This window comes from Rhizobium sp. RAF36 (genome assembly GCF_052114105.1).
Lineage (GTDB): Bacteria > Pseudomonadota > Alphaproteobacteria > Rhizobiales > Rhizobiaceae > Rhizobium.
In genome coordinates this window covers 174,070-191,587 of the sequence record NZ_JBFREC010000001.1, presented here as the reverse complement: position 1 = coordinate 191,587, position 17,518 = coordinate 174,070, and the positions used below count along the sequence as shown (strand labels likewise).

The following is a 17,518-nucleotide window of genomic DNA, read 5'->3' as shown; positions in this document are numbered from 1 at the left end:
TCGCCGCCGAAGAGTGCAGCCATGGCCCCGCAGAAGCTGAAGGTCACCAAGGTTCTTTCCAAGAAGGACCGCAAGAAGATCGCCGACCCGCTGATCGCCTACAATCTCGCCCGCTTCGGCGAGAGCGGCCGCGAAAAGCTGGCGATCCGCCTGCGCGGCGATGACGGCGAGATATCCGGCGGGCTCGTCGGCTACACCGCCCGCGACTGGCTCTATATCGAGATGCTCTTCGTTCCCGAGGACCTGCGCGGCAAAGGCATGGCGGGAACGCTGCTGCAGATGGCAGAAGATGAAGCGAAGCGCCGCTGCTGCATCGGCGCCTTTATCGATACGATGAGCCCGGACGCCCTGAAGGTCTACCAGCGCTATGGCTATGAGACGATCGGCGCGCTCGGCGAATTCGCCGGCGGCCACACCTTCACCTGGCTGAAGAAGCGTTTCGAGGCTTAAGCAAGCGAGGCCTGGCGCGTTTCCGCGTCGATCGCCAGCGCCGCCAGAGCTGCAATCACCAGCAATCCGGCAAACAGCCCGATCGCCACGCCAAGCCCCATCGTCACCACGAAGGTCATCACCGAAGGCGCGACGAGACCGCCGAGGCGGGCCATGGCGCCCGCAGCACCCATGCCGGTGGCGCGCGATGCGGTCGGATAGAGTTCGGGCGTATAGGCGTAAAGCGCACCCCAGGTGCCGAGCAGCGCGAAGCTCATGATCAGCAGCGATGCGCCGATCAGGAGATCATCGGGCGACAGGACGAACAGCAGGCACCCGGCAGCTGACAGCAGGCAGAAACCGATGAGCGTCGGGCGCCGTCCCCACGCTTCCACGCCGTAGGCCGCAAGCGCATAGCCCGGGATTTGTGCCAGCGCGACGAAGACCAGGAAGCCGTAGCCGCGCACGAAACCGAAGCCTTCGCCCGCCAGCTTTGCAGGCATCCAGGTGAAGACGCCGTAATAGGAAACCGAGACCAGGAACCAGATAGCCAGGATCATCAGGCTGCGGCGGCGAAGATCGGGCGAAAACAGCCCTTCCGAGACGGCATGCGGCGCGGCGACAATCTCGTCGGCGGCGGCAAGCGGTGGCTTCCCATGGGCCTCGAGCATCCGGTTGACGATCGCTTTGGCATCGGCAGCCCGGCCCGACCGCAGCAGGTAATGCGGCGATTCCGGTACGAAGAAGCGAAGTGCCACGCCGAGGATCGCCGGTACCGCCGTGACGGCAAAGATATAGCGCCAGGCGTCTGCCACGCCCGCCACACTTGCCGCCCAGGCCGCGAGTGCCACGATCAGCGTCCCGATCGCCCAGAAGCCTTCGAGCATCACCAGCCAGCGGCCACGGTTCTTCGACGGCAGGAATTCGGCCATCATCGCGTAGTCGACCGGCAGCGTGCCGCCAACGGCCATACCGGTCAGGAGGCGCAGGATCAGCAGGCTGGTAAAATCAGGCGCAAAGATCGACAGCAGCCCGAAGATCGCATCGCAGGCGACGGTGAGGATCAGTACGTAGCGCCGCCCCAAGCGATCGGCCAGCCGCCCGAAGACGACGGCACCAATCAGCATGCCCAGGAAGAATACCGTCCCGGTCTGCAGTGCCTGCGCCACGGTGATCTCGAAGGTCGCGGCGATCGAGGCGGCGGTAAAGCCGACGGCCAGCACCTGCATCGCATCCGCTGTCCAGACGAGCCCGAAGATCCCCATCAGCCGCCGCTGGAAAGCGCCGGTTCCGGCACGCTCCAGCGCTTCGTCCATCGATAGTCCGCTCATGCCGCCCCCCAGCTGAAACTCGCCTGGTGAGTCCCAAGCAAAATCAGGGGCTTGATAAAGCATAAGCTCTATTTACGCCAGCTAATTGAGCCCCTGAGCCGCTGATGCGCGTCATCGCTGACCGGCACGACAAGAACGCGCGCCGGATCGACCGGCCCCGGGAAGGCCAGCGCGTTAAGGGCGACCCTTTCGAAGCCGAGCTGGCAGTAATAGGGCGGATCGCCGACGAGAATGATCGCCTCCGAACCCTTGCGTTTTGCGGCTTCCACCGCAATCCGCACCAGTTCGCGCCCGATGCCCCGGCTCTTGTGCGACGGGCGCACCGCGAGCGGCCCCAGCAGATGCCCCTTGACGCCGCCGGCCTGCACCGGCGTCATTCGCACCGAGGCGATCGTCTCGCCGTCGTCGGCGCAGATGAAGGAGAGCGACAGATCATGCGGCCCCTGCTCGCGGATACGCGCTGCCGCCCGGGTGTGCCGGCCGGGACCAAATGCTTCTTCGTTGATGAGTTCGATTGCGGCGTCGTGAGACGCATCCTCAGTGAGGTAGACCAGATCGTGCTTGTGCATGATGAGACAGAAACCGGATAGACAGAAAGCTGGGGTTCTCGAGCACGCCCTCAGGCGTTCGGGAGCTTCAGCGTCGTCGCAGGCTTCTGATTGCGTGCATCAAATCGGGTTCCGCAGGAAAATCGTGAAAAGGCCGATAGCAGGAAAAAAATCCGCCGTCCAACGCAAAATGCAGGCCGCGCAAAATGGCCTGTGACGCACTGTTCAATCTTTGCCCGCTGCAAAGACCGGCCGTCTGCGATATCTTTGCCTCAACGAGACCAATTCGAAGGAAACACACAATGGGCATGCTGGTGGAAGGCGTCTGGCATGACGTCTGGTACGATACGAAGGAAACCAAGGGCCATTTCAAACGGGCCGCATCGCAGTTTCGCAACTGGGTGACCGCCGATGGCGCAGCCGGCCCTTCCGGCACCGGCGGTTTCAAGGCCGAGCGCGACCGCTACCATCTCTACGTCTCGCTCGCCTGTCCCTGGGCACACCGCACGCTGATCTTCCGCAAGCTGAAGAAGCTGGAAGACATCATCTCCTTCTCCGTCGTCGATCCGCTGATGGTGGAAAACGGCTGGGAATTCCAGATCAGCGAAGGCGCCACCGGCGACCACCTGTTCGGCGCAAAGGCGCTCTGGGAAATCTACGTGAAGGCCGATCCGAAATATTCGGGCCGCGTCACGGTTCCGGTTCTCTGGGACAAGAAGACCGGCACCATCGTCAACAACGAGTCGGCCGAAATCATCCGGATGTTCAACAGCGCCTTCGACGGCATCACCGGCTCGACGCTCGACCTCTATCCGGCCAATCTCGCCACCGGGATCGATGAGCTGAACGCGCTGATCTACGACACCGTTAACAACGGCGTCTACAAGGCCGGTTTCGCGACCACGCAGGAAGCCTATGGCCAGAGCGTCGTCAAGCTGTTCGAAACGCTGGATGTGCTGGAAGCCCGGCTTGGAAAGGGCCGCTACCTGTTCGGCGATACCCTGACGGAGGCAGACTGGCGGCTGTTTACCACACTGGTGCGCTTCGACCCCGTCTATGTCGGCCATTTCAAGTGCAATATCCGCCGCATCGACGACTACCCGAACCTGCCGGGCTACCTGCGTGATCTCTACCAGACGCCTGGCGTCAAGGAGACGGTGAACATGCGCCACATCAAGGAGCATTATTACCGCAGCCACAAGACGATCAACCCGACCGGGATCGTCCCTGTCGGCCCTGAGCTCGATCTCGACCGGCCGCATGGCCGCGCCAAGCTTGCGGCCGCCTGACCCCTACCAATATTGAGCGGCCGGCTCTGCGCCGCTCAATTCCCTGAGGCGGCGCTTTGTCGCCTCGGTGGTTCCCTCCGGCAGCGCATCGAGCGCGAAGAAACCGCTCTCGACGATTTCCATATCGGGCTGGCGTGGCGCAGTCTGCTCGACATCGGCACGGTAGAAGACGACATGGTCGCGCCGGCTGGCCGACATGTTGAGATAGACCTGAAAGAGCTTCGGCTCGCCGATGATCCGAAGGTTCCCCTCTTCCCGCAATTCCTTGACCAGCGCCTCATGCGACGTTTCCCGCCGCTCGATGCCGCCACCCGGCATATGCCAGCCCGGCACATAGCTGTGGCGGACCAGGAAGACGCGGCCTGACGGATCGAAACACGCGGCCCTGACACCCATCGTCATTCCCCGCGTCGCGGCGAAATAGACGTGGACGACCCGCATCAGGATTTTCGACTGCCAGGACCTGATCTCGTTGCTCGCCATCGTTCCGTTTTCACTATTTCGTTCAAGCAGATGTGTTTGAATTGTAAATATCCTGGTCTATGTGTCGTAGCATGTTCAAGCTCGCGCATATCTCAGACATTCACCTCGGCCCACTTCCCCGTCTTTCATTCCGCGAGCTCTTCTCGAAGCGCATCACCGGCTTTGTGAACTGGCACCGTAACCGGCGCAAGCATCTTTTCGGCGGAACGCTGGATCTGCTGCTGGAGGATATCCGCGCCCACAATGCCGATCATCTGGCGGTCACCGGCGATCTCGTCAATCTGGCGAGCGGGCTGGAAATCCGCTCCGCCGCCGGCTGGCTGCGCGATCTCGGCGATCCCGAGGAGACGTCGATCGTCCCCGGCAATCACGACGCCTATGTGCCGGGTGCCTACGAGAAGTCGATGCGCGCCTGGTACGACTATGTGCGCGGCGACCTGGCGCCTGCCGAATGGCAGGAAGACAAGCACATCTTTCCCTATCTGAGGGTCCGCGGTAAAGTCGCGATCATCGGCTGCTCGACGGCTGTCGCAACGCCCCCCTTTGCCGCCAGCGGTTTCTTCGGCCAGCGCCAGGCCCGAGAGGCGGTCAACATGCTGCGCGCCGCAGGCGAAGCCGGGCTCTTCCGCGTGGTGATGATCCACCATCCGCCGATCCGCGGCGCCACCTCGTTCCACAAGCGGATGATCGGCATCCGCCGCTTCGCCGCCGTCGTCACATCAGGCGGCGCCGAGCTCGTGCTGCACGGCCACACCCATCTCAATACGCTATACTGGCTGAAGGGACAGACAGGCCCGGTCCCCGTCGTCGGCATCGCATCCGCCTCTCAGGGCCCCGGCGGCATGAAGCCGCGCGCCGCCTATAATCTCTTCTCGATCGATGGCTCGCCCGGCGCCTGGGAACTGAAGGGCGAACGCTTCAGCCTCAACGATCAGGGCGATGGCGTTTCGCCCGAAAGCGTCGATATTTTCAAGCTTTAGCAGCAAAAGCGGAATCAGTTTCGCCGCAGCTTGAATCGCTTTGCGAGGATTTTTCCCGCGCGGTAATCCTGCCCTTGGTATTTCCAGATCGAGGCGTACAATCGCGCCATCGACGCCGATCAGGGAGCCTCTCATGCGCATCGCCGCCAGCCGTATCTGCCGCCTCACCCTCGCCTTCGGCCTTGCCGCCGGGCTTGCCGCACCGGCCTTCGCGGTCGGTGACGAGAACGACGAGACGAGCCCGCCGCCGAAAACCGAGACGACAACCAAATGCGCTGACGGCAAGGTGTGGGACAAGGACAAGAAGGAATGCGTCGATGCCAAGAAGCAGAGCTTCAACGACGACGACCTTTACAAGTTCGCGCGTGAATTCGCCTATGCCGGCCAGTATGAGAATGCCATCAACATTCTGAACCTCGCCAAGAACCAGAGCGATCCGCGCATCCTCAACTATCTCGGCTATGCCAACCGCAAGGCCGGCCGCTTCGAACTCGGCATGTCCTACTACCGCAAGGCACTGCAGGCCGATGAGAATTATATCCTCGCCCGGTCATACATGGGCCAGGCTATGGTGGAACAAGGAGACGTGCAGGGCGCCAAGGTTCAGCTCGTCGAAATCCGCGATCGCGGCGGCGAAAACACCTGGGCCTACCGCGCGCTGCTGCAAAGCCTGAACGGTTACAGGACCTATTGAAACACGAGCGTGTGATGAGCGGCGGAAAACCTTTGGGAAATCGCCGCTTAGCCTCTCTTCTTGTTGCGAAGCACGTCAAACTTGTTTCATAAAGGTCACATTCGCGATATAAAATCGTTTACCCGCACCGGCGCTTCGCGCCGGACATGTTCATGAAATGAGACTATGCGTCAGCCCGTAACGACCATCGACATCCGACGCGACCTAGTCGGCTTGCTGCCGCGGTTGCGCCGTTTTGCGATGACGCTGACGGGTGATGTCGCGGCAGCCGATGAACTGGTGCAGAGCGTCTGTCAGCGCGCCGTCGCCAAGAGCCAGCAGTGGAACGGCGAAGGACGGCTGGAAAGCTGGGTCTATACGCTGGCGCGCCACCTCTGGAACGACGAAGGCCGCAAGCGCCGCCCCCGCCCTGCCGCGCCGAAAGGCAACGTCACCGACATCCGCGAGGCCGCCCGCGAGCGCACCACCGTTACCGATACCGATCTCGTCCACCGGATGCTTGCCGAAATGCCCGAGAACCTCGCCAGCATCTTCCTGCTGAACGTGGTCGAAGGTCACAGTTACGAGCAGACGGCCGAGATCATGGGCATTCCGGCAATCGGCGTTTCGGCGCAGCTTGCCGCCGCGAGACTGCATTTCGCCAGCCTCGCCGACGACTTTCACCACAGGTACTGACCTTTGCCGGATTTCAAGAAACTGCCGCTCGATGCACAGCTGACCGCCCTTCTCGACGGCGAAACGACGCCGGAGCAGAAGCATGAGCTGGAAGAGCGCATCGCCACAGACGAAGGCGCCCGCCGGCTTTACGACAAGCTGAGGCACGGCGCCGATTTCGGCCGCCGCAGGCTTGAGGATGTGCTGAAGGAGCCCGTTCCTCTGGCGCTGGTGCGCTCGATCAAGAGCGTGCAGCCGCCGAAGGCGCCTGTCGCGCCGCGGGCCACGCGCCCATCGCTGAAGCTGTCGCCTTCCGGGCCGAAGGCGCTTGCCGCCGCACTCATTCTCTTCGCTGCCGGCTGCGGCATCGGCTATCTCGTCGGCATCGGCCCGGGCGATCCGACGCCGGGCGACGACCAGCACGTCACCGACGACAGCCCGCGTACCAAGGACTGGCTGAACGATGTGGCCGGCTATCAGCGGATGATCATCCGCCAGCCCCGCCATCTGGTGGAAGTGCCTGCCTCGCAGGCGGAAGAGATCTCAAGCTGGCTGACCTCGACCGTCGGCGTCGCCTTCCGCGTACCCGACCTGACCGGCGAAGGCTGGACGTTCCAGGGCGCCCGTGTCGTGCTTGGCGATGGCCGTCCGGCCGGGCAGCTGGTCTATTCGAGCGCCGACGGCGACCTGATCTCGATCTATTTCCGCAAGGATAGCCAGCCTGCCGATACCGAGGACTTCAAGGAAACCATCAAGGACGAAGTCGGCCTGGTGACCTGGCACAATGCCGGTACGTCCTACGCCCTCGTCGGCCCCTCCGCCGAAGCCTCGCTCAGCCAGATCGCCATGGAAGTCGCGGCAGAGATCTAGGCTGATAGCAAAACGGAATCAAAAAGGTGCAGCGGATCGCTCCGCTGCACCTTTTCATTTTCGATATCTCAGTTCTTACCGGCCTTGACGTCGAGCACGCGGTTGGCGGCCGAGACGATCGCTTCCAGCGAGGCGCCGACGATATTGGTGCTGATGCCGGCGCCGAACAGCTTTCCACCCGGATAGGCGGTCTCGACATAGGAGATCGCCGAGGCGTTCGAGCCGTGCTGGAGTGAGTGCTCGGAATAATCCTGCACCGACATCTCGACGCCGAGATAGTCCGAGAGCGCGTTGATGAAGCCGTCGATCGGGCCGTTGCCGCGGCCTTCGATCTTCTTGGTCACGCCGTTGTCGGTGATCTCGGCGGCAACCACACGCACGCCCTTGCGCTCGGGATCGGCGAAGGTGTGGTGATCGACGAACTTGATGCGGCCCTTCGGCTGCGTCACGTAGCGGTCGATGAAGTGCTCGTAGATCCGCTTCGACGGCACTTCCTTGCCTTCTTCATCGGTGATCCGCTGGATTTCCTCGCGGTATTCGACCTGCAGGTTGCGCGGCAGGTTGAGCCCGTAATCCTGCTGCAGGATATAGGCGATGCCGCCCTTGCCCGACTGCGAGTTGATGCGGATGATCGCCTCGTAGGAACGGCCGACATCCTGCGGGTCGATCGGCAGATACGGCACTTCCCAGACCGGATGATTGGCGACCTTGATCGCCTTCATGCCCTTGTTGATCGCATCCTGATGCGAGCCGGAGAAGGCGGTATAGACCAGTTCGCCGACATAGGGGTGGCGCTCCGGAATGACCATCTCGTTGGAATATTCGTAGACGGCCTTGATCCGCTCAATATCGGAGCAATCCAGTTCCGGATCGATCCCCTGCGTGTACATGTTCAGCGCCAGCGTGACGACGTCGACATTGCCGGTGCGCTCGCCATTGCCGAACAGCGTGCCTTCGACACGGTCGGCACCCGCCATCAGACCGAGTTCGGTCGCGGCGATGCCGGTGCCGCGGTCGTTATGCGGATGCAAGGAGATGATGATGTTGTCGCGGTTGTCGATCTGCCGGCACATCCACTCGATCTGGTCGGCATAGATGTTCGGCGTCGCCATCTCGACGGTCGACGGCAGGTTGATGATCAGCTTGTTGTCGGCGGTCGGCTTCACTTCGGCGATAACCGCGTTGCAGATTTCCAGCGCCACTTCCAGCTCGGTGCCGGTAAAGCTCTCCGGCGAATACTGGAAGCGATAGCCACCACCGGCCTTTTCCGCCATGTCGGTGATCATTTTCGCTGCATCGACGGCGATCTGCTTGATGCCGTTGACATCCTTGGCGAACACCACGCGGCGCTGCAGCTCGGAGGTCGAATTGTAGAAATGGATGATCGGCTTGTGGGCACCCTGCAGCGATTCGAAGGTGCGGGTGATCAGTTCGGGACGGCACTGCACCAAGACCTGCAGGGAAACGTCGTCAGGCACACCACCCTCTTCCACGCACCAGCGGGCGAAGTCGAAATCGGTCTGCGAAGCCGAGGGGAAGCCGATCTCGATTTCCTTGAAACCCATGTCGAGCAACAGCTGGAACATCCGGGCCTTGCGGTCGTGGCCCATCGGGTTGACCAGCGACTGGTTGCCGTCGCGCAGATCCACCGAACACCAGATCGGTGCCTTGGTAATGGTCTTCGACGGCCAGGTACGGTCAGGAATGTTGATCGTCGGATAAGCGCGGTATTTCAGCCCGGCTTCGGGCATGCCGGCCTTCGGGGAGGTGCTGGTTTTGGAGGAATTGCTGTTGGCATCCATTGTCGTCGTCTCTTCTCGCTTCACGCATAAGCCGGCGCCCGTTCGGGGATGAGCCGTCTTCGATGCGGACCTGTAGGGGTCTTGTGTGGCCTGGTCTTGAACGTTCGTGAGAGGAGCTCTTATGCCGGCAGGCTTTTCGGCCGCCGGGCGCTCCTCAACGGACCCGGCAACCGCGCGTAAGGCCGAGGAGAAGAAGCGAGGTCAGGGCATGCGCGTTGTCGCGCAGGGCGATACGCCCGCGTGCAATCGTGCCAGAAATCTTTGCGCCTGTGGTCTTCATGCTCGGGCTTATAGCCGTGCGCTAAAAAACTGGCAACCCCCCACCTATGCTTTTGCCTTTTTCACCAGATGCTGCAGCGTCAGCATCAATCCGCCCGCCAGCAATCCCCAGAAAGCACCGGAGATCCCCGCAAAGGAGACGCCAGACGCTGTGACCAGGAACGTGATCGCCGCCGCCTCGCGCGATTCGGACGCCTGGAACGCCGCCATGGCGGAGCTCGAGAAGGCACCGACCAGCGCAAGACCGGCGACCGCCTGGATCAGCACCGGCGGCGCCAGCGCCACCGCAGTCGTCACGGCACCGGCAAGCGGCCCGAGGATCAGGTAGCAGATGCCACAGACCAGCACTGCCCAGTAGCGGCGGGCCGGATCCGGATGCGCATCGGGACCGGCACACATCGCCGCGGTGATCGCCGCCAGATTGACCGCATGGCCGCCGAATGGCGCAGCCAGCAGCGAAAAGACGCCGGAGATAGCAAACAGCGGCCCCGGCTTCGGCTCGTAACCGTTGACCTTCATGACCGCGATGCCGGGAATATTCTGCGAGGCCATGGTGACGATGAACAGCGGCAGGGCGATCGAGATGAAGGCCGGCAGATTGAAGACCGGGGCGACAAACGCGACGGTTGGCAGCAGCGCCCGCCCGACCGCCGCCCCTGCCCCGTCGGGAACATCGACGCCGAAGACCACGACCAATCCGAAGGCCGCAAGCGCTGCCGGAACCGCCCAGAGCCGCTTGAAGGCGCCGACAACCATCCAGGTGAGAACGATCGGCAATCCGAGCAGCGGATTGAACGCCACGGCCTTCACCGGCGCAAAGCAGAGCCCAATCAGCACGCCCGCCAGCATCGCATTGGCAAGCGGCGCGGGAATGGCCGCCACTGCCCGACCCAGCGGCTTGAAGAGACCGGCAATCACGATCAGCAGCGCACAGACGATGAAAGCGCCGACAGCCGCATTGAAACCGCCCTCGACGATCCCGGTACTGGCAAGCAGCGCCGCCCCCGGCGTCGACCATGCCATGCTGACCGGCAGCCGTGTGGTGAAACTCAGCACTATGGCGCAGATCCCGAGCCCCAGAGACAGTGCCATCAGCCCCGAAGCCGCCTGCGCCTCTGTGGCACCAACGGCCTGCAGCCCGTGCAGCACGACGGCAAAGGAACTGGCGAAACCCGCGAAGGCCGCGAGAACGCCCATGAACAGGCTTTGAACGGAAAAGTCTTTGAGCATGGCGGGACTCGGGGGATGACTGAGGTCGTGGCATGGAGCACGAGGCGCGCCCGGCATGCAAGGCCGCCGGCACTTCAAGCCGTACGACAAAACACGTCAGGTCGAACACACAACTGGCAAATGCTTGCTATGCGAGCAAAAAAGCCTAATTTAGTTGCGGTGGAGAACCAAAAATCCAGGTGAATGAATGTCGGACGATCCCGATGACCTCAGCAGAGCAGCGGTTGGCCTTTCTTCGGCGGCAATTCTCGCATCGCTCATCAAAACATTGAACGAAAAGAATCTTCTTTCGGACGACGAGGAAAACGCCGTCTATGACGCGGCGATCGCGCTGCTCGGCGACAATGCGGGCGAAGATGAAGATGGCGTCTTCGAACTGGCGCAGGAGATCATCGAAGAGCGCTGGAAGCCGGCGCCGGGCTGACCGGCAGGCGGAAAGAAAAACGGGGCGCGAACGCCCCGGCTTGTATCAGATCTCGCTCTGCGAGGTGATGACGCGCGACACCAGGCCGTAATCCTTGGCCTCTTCGGCCGAAAGCCAGTAGTCGCGATCCGTGTCCCTGGCGATCTTGTCGACCGGCTGGCCGGTTGCCACCGAGAAGATCTTGTTCAGACGCTCGTTCATCTTGATGATTTCGCGTGCCTGGATTTCGATGTCCGACGCCATGCCGCGCGTGCCGCCGGAGGGCTGGTGCAGCAGGAAGCGGGTGTTCGGCAGGCAGAGACGCTGTTCCTTCGGAACGGCGACATAGATCAGCGCGCCGGCAGAAGCGACCCAGCCGGTACCGATCATCCAGACCTTCGGCTTGATGAACTTGATCATGTCATGGATCGAATCGCCCGACTCGACGTGGCCGCCAGGCGAGCTCACGTAGATGCGGATGTCTTCGTCGCTGGCTGCGGCAAGCGCCACGAGCTGCGAGCAGACCTTCTGGCCGAGCTCCATGGTGATCGGGCCGTAGATGAAGATCGAACGCGATTTGAAGAGGTTAGCCTCTGCGTCCTTCCCCAAAGACAGTTCCTTGGTCTTGTCCTCTTGTTCTTCGTCGTTCATTCGAACCTCTCTCGGCTTCATTCGGGTTTCCCGGACATAGTGTGACTCAATGCGTAAAACAATGCGGGAAAAAGACAAGCCACGGAACGGGTGAAGATATTCTTATGACAAACCCGAGAACTGCCAGCATTATGCTGCTATCCCCAGGCGGGAGGAAAAGATGACATCGCTTTTGCTTCATCGCGCCGTCAGAAACAACGCGCTCTGGTGCGACATCGTCTCAGCCGTGCACGGCCAGCGCGGCGAGTTTACCCGCACACTCTGGCTGCATCGTCAGGGCACCCCGCCCTTCTATCCCGATGCGATCACGCTGACCGGCGCCGGCAGTGCCGCCGAACAGGAAGAAGCAATCGCTGTCCTCACCCGCTCGCGGCCGGGCGGCTGGGGCATCAAGGACAGCTACTGCGCCCTCGATCTCGCGCCGCAGGGTTTTACCGTGCTGTTCGAGGCCGAATGGATCGGTCTCGATGCCGATGATGACCTTGATGACGACGGCTCTGGCCTGACATGGGAGCGTGTCGAAACCGCCGGGAAACTGGCCGCCTGGGAGAAAGCCTGGGCGGGCGGAGAACCGCAGGCCACACCCATTTTCGCCGAACCGCTGCTGCAGAGGCCCGAGATCGCCTTCCTCGCTGCCTATTCCGACAAGGCGCTGCAGGGCGGCGCCATTCTCAATCACCAGGCCGAGGTGATCGGCCATTCGAATGTCTTTGCCATCGGCGGCAATGAGCAGCCGATCCGCACCGGGCTCGTCAGAGAAGCGCGGCGGCTTTTTCCCGGCGAACCTATCGTCGGCTATGAGAGCGGCGACGACCTGGAAAATGCCCTGGCGCTCGGCTTTACCGCGCTCGGCCGGCTGCGGATCTGGGCGCGCGACTGAGCTTACCGAAATGTAAGTTGCCAAGGCTTTGAAAAGCCGGAATCCGTTCCTACGTCATTTGTAGGCGGGCTTATCCCGCACGTAACACAGGAGAGAGCCATGTCACCAGAAGAACGCCAATTGCTGACCGGCCTTTTCGACAGGGTACGCACCGCATCCGCAACGCCGCGCGATCGCGACGCCGAGGCGCTGATCGATCAGGGCGTGCGCGAACAGCCCTACACGACGTATTATCTGGCACAGGCCGTTATCGTGCAGGAAAAGGGGCTGGAAGCAGCCGCCAACCACATCAAGGAGCTCGAAGAGCGCGTCCGCCAGCTGGAAGCCGGCGAGAGCGAGCACCGCCAGGCCGAGCAAGGCGGCGGCTTCCTGAGCTCGATCTTCGGCAGCGGCCAGACACAACAGGCGGCCCAGCCTTCCGGCCCCTGGGGCAATGCCCCGCGCCAGAGCTATCAGGACCGCGGCTATGACGACAATGTACGCCCGATGCAGCCGCGGCAGCAGCAGCCGTCCGGCCCCTGGAACCCGCAGCCGGACGCTCCTTCGGCCGGTGGCAGCTTCCTGCGCGGCGCGCTTGGCACGGCAGCCGGCGTTGCCGGCGGCATGCTGCTCGCCAATTCGCTGAGTGGCGTCTTCGGCAATCACATGTCGTCGCTCGGCTGGGGTTCGCCCTTCGGCTCAAGCCCGTTCGGCAACACGCCTGCACCCACGGAAGAGACCGTCATCAACAACTACTACGGCGGTGACGACAGCAAGCAGGCGGCCGACAATTCGGCCGGCAACGACGACAACAGCAATATCCAGCAGGCAGACTACGATCCGTCCGACGATGACGATAGCTTTGACGATTCACAGGATAGCGGCGACACGTCGGACGTCTGATATGGGTGGCATACGGCGCAGGGCGCCGTATGCCACCTCGATGGTTAGCCGTGCGGCATCATCCGCTTGAGAACGCCGTCTCGCAGCAGATAGTGGTGGCCGAGCGCTGCGAGCGCGTGGCCGGCGGCCAGCACGATGATGATCCAGGCCGCATCGTTGTGCAGCATCTCATAGGTATGAGCGAGCGGCTTGTCCTGCGCAAACAGGCTCGGCACCGAGAACAGCCCGAAAAACTCGAAAGGCTCGCCCTGCGCCCAGCGCAGCAGGAAGCCGAGAACCATCTGCGCAATCAGCAGACAGTAGAGAAGCCAGTGCATGCCCCTGGACAACAGCGCGTTGATGCCGGCCTCGGCGGCCGCGAGCCGCTTGCCGCCAGAGCTGCGCCAGACGAGGCGGACGATGAACACGACGGTGAACAGCAGTCCGAGCGAAATATGAATGGCCTGCAGCTCCTTGCGAAGCGGCGTACCCTTTGGAAGCGAGTTCCAGACATAGGCGGCGGCAAAGAGCGCAATCACGAGGATCGCGGTCAGCCAGTGCAGGGCAATCGTCATTTTGTCGTAGCGGGACGTATCGGCGGCCGCGCGCGGGGCTGCGGCGGCTTGATCAATGGCCATGATTTTATCTCTTGAATGAAGTGTGTGACAGGATGCCCTCCGCACATAGCGGGGAGGAAACTCTGCTGCAATCCAAGCCACTTAACGCAAAAAGGCGGCCGCGAAATCCGCGACCGCCAAAAGATGATTATAAATATCGACTTAACGCCGATGCGGAACGCCGCGGCAGGTTTTGCCCAACGATCACATTTTCGTGCGCGCGCAGGTCAGCCCCGGCCGCGATAGGTCGCGACGCCCTGATCCGGAAGCCAGACATGCTCCGGCGGCTTGCCGGTCTGCCAGAAGACGTCGATCGGGATGCCGCCGCGCGGATACCAGTAGGCGCCGATGCGCAGCCATTTCGGATCGAGCAGCTCAACGATCCGCTTGGCGATATAGACCGAGCAATCCTCGTGGAACGCACCGTGATTGCGGAAGGAATGCAGGAAAAGCTTCAGCGACTTCGATTCCACCAGCCAATCGTTCGGGATGTAATCGATGACGATATGGGCGAAATCCGGCTGACCCGTCATCGGGCAAAGCGAGGTGAACTCAGGCGCCGTGAAGCGCACGACATAGTCGGCGCCCTGGCTGCCGTTCGGCACCTTTTCGAGAACGGCCGCTTCCGGGCTCGTTGGTGATTCAACCTGCGAACCGAGCTGCGAAAGCCCGCTGACATCCGTCATCGCCATTTCCATGTTCCTTCCAAATCGATCGTCCGTCCACGGGCGCCGATCGTCGCGCACCACATGGATTGCTCATGTGGGACCGCAAATAGTCCTTTTGCGCCGATCTTCCAAGCGGACAAAAAGCGGCGGCGTCTGTCAGCCGGCTTGGCCTACCACTTGACGCGAACGCCCAGCGAGCCGCCCTGGGAGAAATTTTCACCGGCGCCAGACAGCGAGGATTTCGCGGCCATCTCGCCATAGACCGAATAGCGTTCGTCGCCCCAGCTATAGGAACCGCCAAGACCAAGCCCCGCAGAAAGGTCATCGCCACGGCTGGCGAAATGGCTGCCGGCCACGTTCACCGAGACACCGTCCAGAAACTCGTAATAGAGATTGGCCGCGCCATAGAGCTTGAGCCGTGTCGCGGTCCCGTCGTCGGCTTGCCAGCTCGCTTCCCGATCGACCGCCATCCCCAACCGGCCGTTCAGGCTGGCGCCGCGATCAAGCGACACCTCGGCGCCGAACTTGTCGTAGAAGCTGCCGAAATCCACGGATGAATAGGTCAGCTGCGCCTGCGGCGTAACCGACCAGGAGCCTGCGATATCAAGACGCTGGCCGGTCTCGATGCTGAGAATGTAGCCGGCGGCGCCACTGCCGCTCTTCAGCGGCGAAGCGACGAGATCGGAGCTCAGGTTGCTGTCGTAGAAATTGAGCTGGCTCTGGGCATCGGCATAGAAGCCCTGATCGCCGTACCACGTCAGGGTGCTGCCAAGTCCGAAGCCCGACGTATCGATATGGCCATTGCTGATGCTGGAACTCAGGTCGCTCGACATCGTGCCAAACTGCGCCGTCAGCCCGCCGATCAGCCTGCCATTACTGCCGTCATAAAGCGCGCCGTCCAACCCGCCCTGCACTCGCCAGATGTCGTAATCATGGCTCGTATCGACGGTGCCATCATTGGCCGTGAGGCGGCCATGCAGACCTTCGGTGCGCATCCACACGCCTTCGATCTCATCCGCGGCTCCGCCTGCAGATCCATCGGAAACTGTCTGGAAATCACTCGACAGCATCCGGTCGCCGATGCGCTGCTGAAGCGTGCCGGCCTGATTGAGCCCAAGCAGCATCAGCAGTGGATAGGCCTGATAGACCGGAATACCGGGCTGCAAACCGGCCGAGCGCAGATACCAGTCGCCATTGCCCGGGGTGGCGATGCCGTTCTGATAGAGCCGGTAGGCATAGGCGCCGCCCACGACGGCCTGCTGTCCGTCCAGCACGTAGTCGCCGATGAGCGAGAACGTCCCCGCCGAGGTGCCACCGGCATCGACGATCTTGATGCCCTCGACCGTCTGCCCGCCTGCACCACCGAGATTGACGACACGGACATTGGTATTGCCCGACGTATTGCCGGTCACCACGAGACGGTCGGTCGATGAGGTATCGTCGCCGAGCACACTCTCGATTTCGAGCACGCCGCCGCTGCCGGCATAGTCGCCTGAAATCGTCAGCGTGCCAATCGAATTGCCGGGCGCGATCGTGCCGGCATTGACCGTATTGCCAACTTGCCCAATGCCCTGCAGCCGCCCGCCGGAGAATATGTCGAGCGTGCCGCCGAGAATGCCGTTGACCGACAACGTTCCAGCCTCGACCGAGGTGGTGCCGGCAAAGGCCGCGTTGTTGCCCGTCAGGAAAGTCGTGCCGCTGCCGATCTGGCGGATCGTACCGCTGCCGGTGACGAGATTGGCGAAGGTGAAACTGTCCGAACGGTCAAAGGCGAGCGTGCCGTTGTTGGTGATATCGCCGGTGACACTGCCGCTGGTGCCGCCATTGCCGATCGCCAATGTGCCCGCCTGGATATCCCAGTCGGTCACCGCGCTCCCGGTGCCGGTCAGGAACCAGATGCCGGTGCCGGTCTTCTGGAAGATATCGAAATTCTGGTACTGCGGGCCAATCGCCGAAACATCGAAACTGTCGCTGCCCGTACCGCCGAGGCGCAGCGTATCGGTGGCAACCCCAGCCCCTGCCACGACATTGCCCTCGATCACCGACCCTGCCTGCAATTCAAGCGTCATGGTACCCGTGGTCGCCGCAACGGTGCGCGTGATCGCGTCGCTCTGTCCTGCACCGGCCCGGATGGTACCGCTATTGGTGATGTCGATATCGCTAGCCCCGGTGTTCGACAGGATAGCCACTCCCCCGGCGCCACCTTCGATCGTTCCGCTGTTTGTGACCGCGCCGCTGCCAGCGCGGACAATCAGACCGACACCGCCCAGGCCACCGGTAAGGCCGCCGTTGCCGCCCCGGATCGTCCCATTGTTGACAAGCGTGCCAGCGGCGCCGATGCCGCCGAAATCGACGGCCGCTCCACCCGCACCGGAGGCGCTGGAACCACCGGCAATCGTGCCGTTATTGACCAGGCTCGAACTGGCAAAAATGCGAGTTCCCACACCGCCCGAGCCACCGGCGCCGCCGCCTGCGCCACCGGTGATCGTCCCATTGTTGGTAAATGCGGTACGTGTCGTCCACACCGCCACCTGCCCCGCAGTCGTATCCGCCGCACCGGCATTGCCACCGGTCAGCGTTCCCGAGAACGTGACGCCGATACCACCAGATCCGCTTTCCTGAATCGTCAGATTGGCGCGTGTACCGACGGTCGAGGCGTCATAGAGCCCGGTCAGCGTGAAGCCCTGCGTATCGATCGAAATCGGACTGGTCGGCTCCGGCAGGATGCCGGCCGATATCGAGAAGCTGTTGGCCATGACGATCGTCGAACTGGGATCGCCGCTGGCATTTGCCGACGTGATCGCATTGCGAAGCTCCGTCTCGTTGGTCACCACATAGTCGGCCGCGCA

General features: G+C 62.4%; 18 protein-coding genes. 9 read left to right on the top strand and 9 right to left on the bottom strand.

Going from position 1 to position 17,518, the window contains the following annotated elements:
- Positions 1-21 precede the first annotated feature (21 nt).
- Complete coding sequence (locus AB4Z25_RS00985) at positions 22-450, top strand: GNAT family N-acetyltransferase (RefSeq protein ID WP_112537884.1); 429 nt, start codon at positions 22-24, stop codon at positions 448-450.
- Here the strand turns inward: AB4Z25_RS00985 and AB4Z25_RS00980 are convergent.
- Both AB4Z25_RS00980 and AB4Z25_RS00975 read right to left on the bottom strand, forming a co-directional pair.
- Positions 447-1,760, bottom strand: a complete 1,314-nt coding sequence (locus AB4Z25_RS00980) for an MFS transporter (protein ID WP_112537885.1) — start codon at positions 1,758-1,760, stop codon at positions 447-449. The genes AB4Z25_RS00985 and AB4Z25_RS00980 overlap by 4 nt on opposite strands.
- A 68-nt stretch (positions 1,761-1,828) precedes the next feature.
- Positions 1,829-2,329: a GNAT family N-acetyltransferase gene (locus AB4Z25_RS00975; protein ID WP_112537886.1), complete on the bottom strand. Its 501-nt coding sequence runs from the start codon at positions 2,327-2,329 to the stop codon at positions 1,829-1,831.
- Positions 2,330-2,610: 281 nt separating this feature from the next.
- Between AB4Z25_RS00975 and AB4Z25_RS00970 the strand changes: the two genes are divergently transcribed.
- Positions 2,611-3,597 carry a glutathione S-transferase family protein gene (locus AB4Z25_RS00970; protein WP_112537887.1) on the top strand — a complete coding sequence of 329 codons (987 nt, stop codon included), beginning with the start codon at positions 2,611-2,613 and terminating at the stop codon, positions 3,595-3,597.
- A gap of 3 nt (positions 3,598-3,600) precedes the next feature.
- Here the strand turns inward: AB4Z25_RS00970 and AB4Z25_RS00965 are convergent, their stop codons facing one another.
- A complete protein-coding gene (locus AB4Z25_RS00965) occupies positions 3,601-4,080 on the bottom strand; it encodes an NUDIX domain-containing protein (RefSeq protein WP_112537888.1) in 480 nt (159 codons plus the stop codon).
- A gap of 71 nt (positions 4,081-4,151) precedes the next feature.
- On the opposite strand from AB4Z25_RS00965, the gene AB4Z25_RS00960 reads away from it, so the two are divergent.
- The 4 genes from AB4Z25_RS00960 to AB4Z25_RS00945 all read left to right on the top strand — a co-directional run bounded on the left by AB4Z25_RS00960 (position 4,152) and on the right by AB4Z25_RS00945 (position 7,278).
- On the top strand, positions 4,152-5,060 hold the full coding sequence (locus AB4Z25_RS00960) for a metallophosphoesterase family protein (protein ID WP_112515717.1): 909 nt from the start codon (positions 4,152-4,154) through the stop codon (positions 5,058-5,060).
- Positions 5,061-5,193: 133 nt separating this feature from the next.
- Positions 5,194-5,754 carry a hypothetical protein gene (locus AB4Z25_RS00955; protein WP_112537889.1) on the top strand — a complete coding sequence of 187 codons (561 nt, stop codon included), beginning with the start codon at positions 5,194-5,196 and terminating at the stop codon, positions 5,752-5,754.
- Between the two features lie 165 nt (positions 5,755-5,919).
- Positions 5,920-6,429, top strand: a complete 510-nt coding sequence (locus AB4Z25_RS00950) for an RNA polymerase sigma factor (protein WP_112537890.1) — start codon at positions 5,920-5,922, stop codon at positions 6,427-6,429.
- 3 nt (positions 6,430-6,432) lie between these two features.
- Positions 6,433-7,278, top strand: a complete 846-nt coding sequence (locus AB4Z25_RS00945; RefSeq protein WP_112537891.1) for an anti-sigma factor family protein — start codon at positions 6,433-6,435, stop codon at positions 7,276-7,278.
- Between the two features lie 68 nt (positions 7,279-7,346).
- Here AB4Z25_RS00945 and leuA read toward each other — a convergent pair whose 3' ends face one another.
- Both leuA and AB4Z25_RS00935 read right to left on the bottom strand, forming a co-directional pair.
- Positions 7,347-9,080, bottom strand: a complete 1,734-nt coding sequence (gene leuA, locus AB4Z25_RS00940) for a 2-isopropylmalate synthase (RefSeq protein WP_112537892.1) — start codon at positions 9,078-9,080, stop codon at positions 7,347-7,349.
- A 324-nt stretch (positions 9,081-9,404) separates the two neighbouring features.
- Complete coding sequence (locus tag AB4Z25_RS00935) at positions 9,405-10,589, bottom strand: benzoate/H(+) symporter BenE family transporter (protein WP_112537893.1); 1,185 nt, start codon at positions 10,587-10,589, stop codon at positions 9,405-9,407.
- Positions 10,590-10,776: 187 nt separating this feature from the next.
- Here AB4Z25_RS00935 and AB4Z25_RS00930 point away from each other — a divergent pair, with 187 nt between their 5' ends.
- Positions 10,777-11,013, top strand: a complete 237-nt coding sequence (locus tag AB4Z25_RS00930; RefSeq protein WP_112386220.1) for a hypothetical protein — start codon at positions 10,777-10,779, stop codon at positions 11,011-11,013.
- A 45-nt stretch (positions 11,014-11,058) separates the two neighbouring features.
- Here AB4Z25_RS00930 and AB4Z25_RS00925 read toward each other — a convergent pair whose 3' ends face one another.
- The gene (locus tag AB4Z25_RS00925) at positions 11,059-11,643 is read right to left on the bottom strand and encodes an ATP-dependent Clp protease proteolytic subunit (protein WP_112386219.1); all 585 of its coding nucleotides are present in this window, start codon (positions 11,641-11,643) and stop codon (positions 11,059-11,061) included.
- Between the two features lie 160 nt (positions 11,644-11,803).
- Here AB4Z25_RS00925 and AB4Z25_RS00920 point away from each other — a divergent pair, with 160 nt between their 5' ends.
- Both AB4Z25_RS00920 and AB4Z25_RS00915 read left to right on the top strand, forming a co-directional pair.
- Positions 11,804-12,523 (top strand): hypothetical protein, encoded by a 720-nt coding sequence (locus AB4Z25_RS00920; protein WP_112537894.1) that lies wholly within the window; start codon positions 11,804-11,806, stop codon positions 12,521-12,523.
- Between the two features lie 99 nt (positions 12,524-12,622).
- Positions 12,623-13,405: a DUF2076 domain-containing protein gene (locus AB4Z25_RS00915; RefSeq protein WP_112386217.1), complete on the top strand. Its 783-nt coding sequence runs from the start codon at positions 12,623-12,625 to the stop codon at positions 13,403-13,405.
- Positions 13,406-13,449: 44 nt separating this feature from the next.
- Here the strand turns inward: AB4Z25_RS00915 and AB4Z25_RS00910 are convergent, their stop codons facing one another.
- The 3 genes from AB4Z25_RS00910 to AB4Z25_RS00900 form a co-directional block, all read right to left on the bottom strand.
- Entirely contained in the window at positions 13,450-14,022 is a 573-nt protein-coding gene (locus AB4Z25_RS00910; protein WP_112515710.1) for a cytochrome b, read from the bottom strand.
- A gap of 206 nt (positions 14,023-14,228) precedes the next feature.
- The gene (gene queF / locus AB4Z25_RS00905; protein ID WP_112516094.1) at positions 14,229-14,693 is read right to left on the bottom strand and encodes a preQ(1) synthase; all 465 of its coding nucleotides are present in this window, start codon (positions 14,691-14,693) and stop codon (positions 14,229-14,231) included.
- 146 nt (positions 14,694-14,839) lie between these two features.
- Positions 14,840-17,500: an autotransporter outer membrane beta-barrel domain-containing protein gene (locus AB4Z25_RS00900; protein ID WP_162698681.1), complete on the bottom strand. Its 2,661-nt coding sequence runs from the start codon at positions 17,498-17,500 to the stop codon at positions 14,840-14,842.
- Positions 17,501-17,518: the final 18 nt, after the last annotated feature.

Coding starts and splice junctions, on each gene's coding strand:
- AB4Z25_RS00935 (WP_112537893.1), bottom strand. CDS start 10,589: ATGCTCAAAGACTTTTCCGTTCAAAGCCTGTTCATGGGCGTTCTCGCG.
- AB4Z25_RS00970 (WP_112537887.1), top strand. CDS start 2,611: ATGGGCATGCTGGTGGAAGGCGTCTGGCATGACGTCTGGTACGATACG.
- queF (WP_112516094.1), bottom strand. CDS start 14,693: ATGGCGATGACGGATGTCAGCGGGCTTTCGCAGCTCGGTTCGCAGGTT.
- AB4Z25_RS00925 (WP_112386219.1), bottom strand. CDS start 11,643: ATGAACGACGAAGAACAAGAGGACAAGACCAAGGAACTGTCTTTGGGG.
- AB4Z25_RS00965 (WP_112537888.1), bottom strand. CDS start 4,080: ATGGCGAGCAACGAGATCAGGTCCTGGCAGTCGAAAATCCTGATGCGG.
- AB4Z25_RS00910 (WP_112515710.1), bottom strand. CDS start 14,022: ATGGCCATTGATCAAGCCGCCGCAGCCCCGCGCGCGGCCGCCGATACG.
- AB4Z25_RS00985 (WP_112537884.1), top strand. CDS start 22: ATGGCCCCGCAGAAGCTGAAGGTCACCAAGGTTCTTTCCAAGAAGGAC.
- AB4Z25_RS00960 (WP_112515717.1), top strand. CDS start 4,152: ATGTTCAAGCTCGCGCATATCTCAGACATTCACCTCGGCCCACTTCCC.
- AB4Z25_RS00955 (WP_112537889.1), top strand. CDS start 5,194: ATGCGCATCGCCGCCAGCCGTATCTGCCGCCTCACCCTCGCCTTCGGC.
- AB4Z25_RS00980 (WP_112537885.1), bottom strand. CDS start 1,760: ATGAGCGGACTATCGATGGACGAAGCGCTGGAGCGTGCCGGAACCGGC.
- AB4Z25_RS00930 (WP_112386220.1), top strand. CDS start 10,777: ATGTCGGACGATCCCGATGACCTCAGCAGAGCAGCGGTTGGCCTTTCT.
- AB4Z25_RS00975 (WP_112537886.1), bottom strand. CDS start 2,329: ATGCACAAGCACGATCTGGTCTACCTCACTGAGGATGCGTCTCACGAC.
- leuA (WP_112537892.1), bottom strand. CDS start 9,080: ATGGATGCCAACAGCAATTCCTCCAAAACCAGCACCTCCCCGAAGGCC.
- AB4Z25_RS00920 (WP_112537894.1), top strand. CDS start 11,804: ATGACATCGCTTTTGCTTCATCGCGCCGTCAGAAACAACGCGCTCTGG.
- AB4Z25_RS00915 (WP_112386217.1), top strand. CDS start 12,623: ATGTCACCAGAAGAACGCCAATTGCTGACCGGCCTTTTCGACAGGGTA.
- AB4Z25_RS00950 (WP_112537890.1), top strand. CDS start 5,920: ATGCGTCAGCCCGTAACGACCATCGACATCCGACGCGACCTAGTCGGC.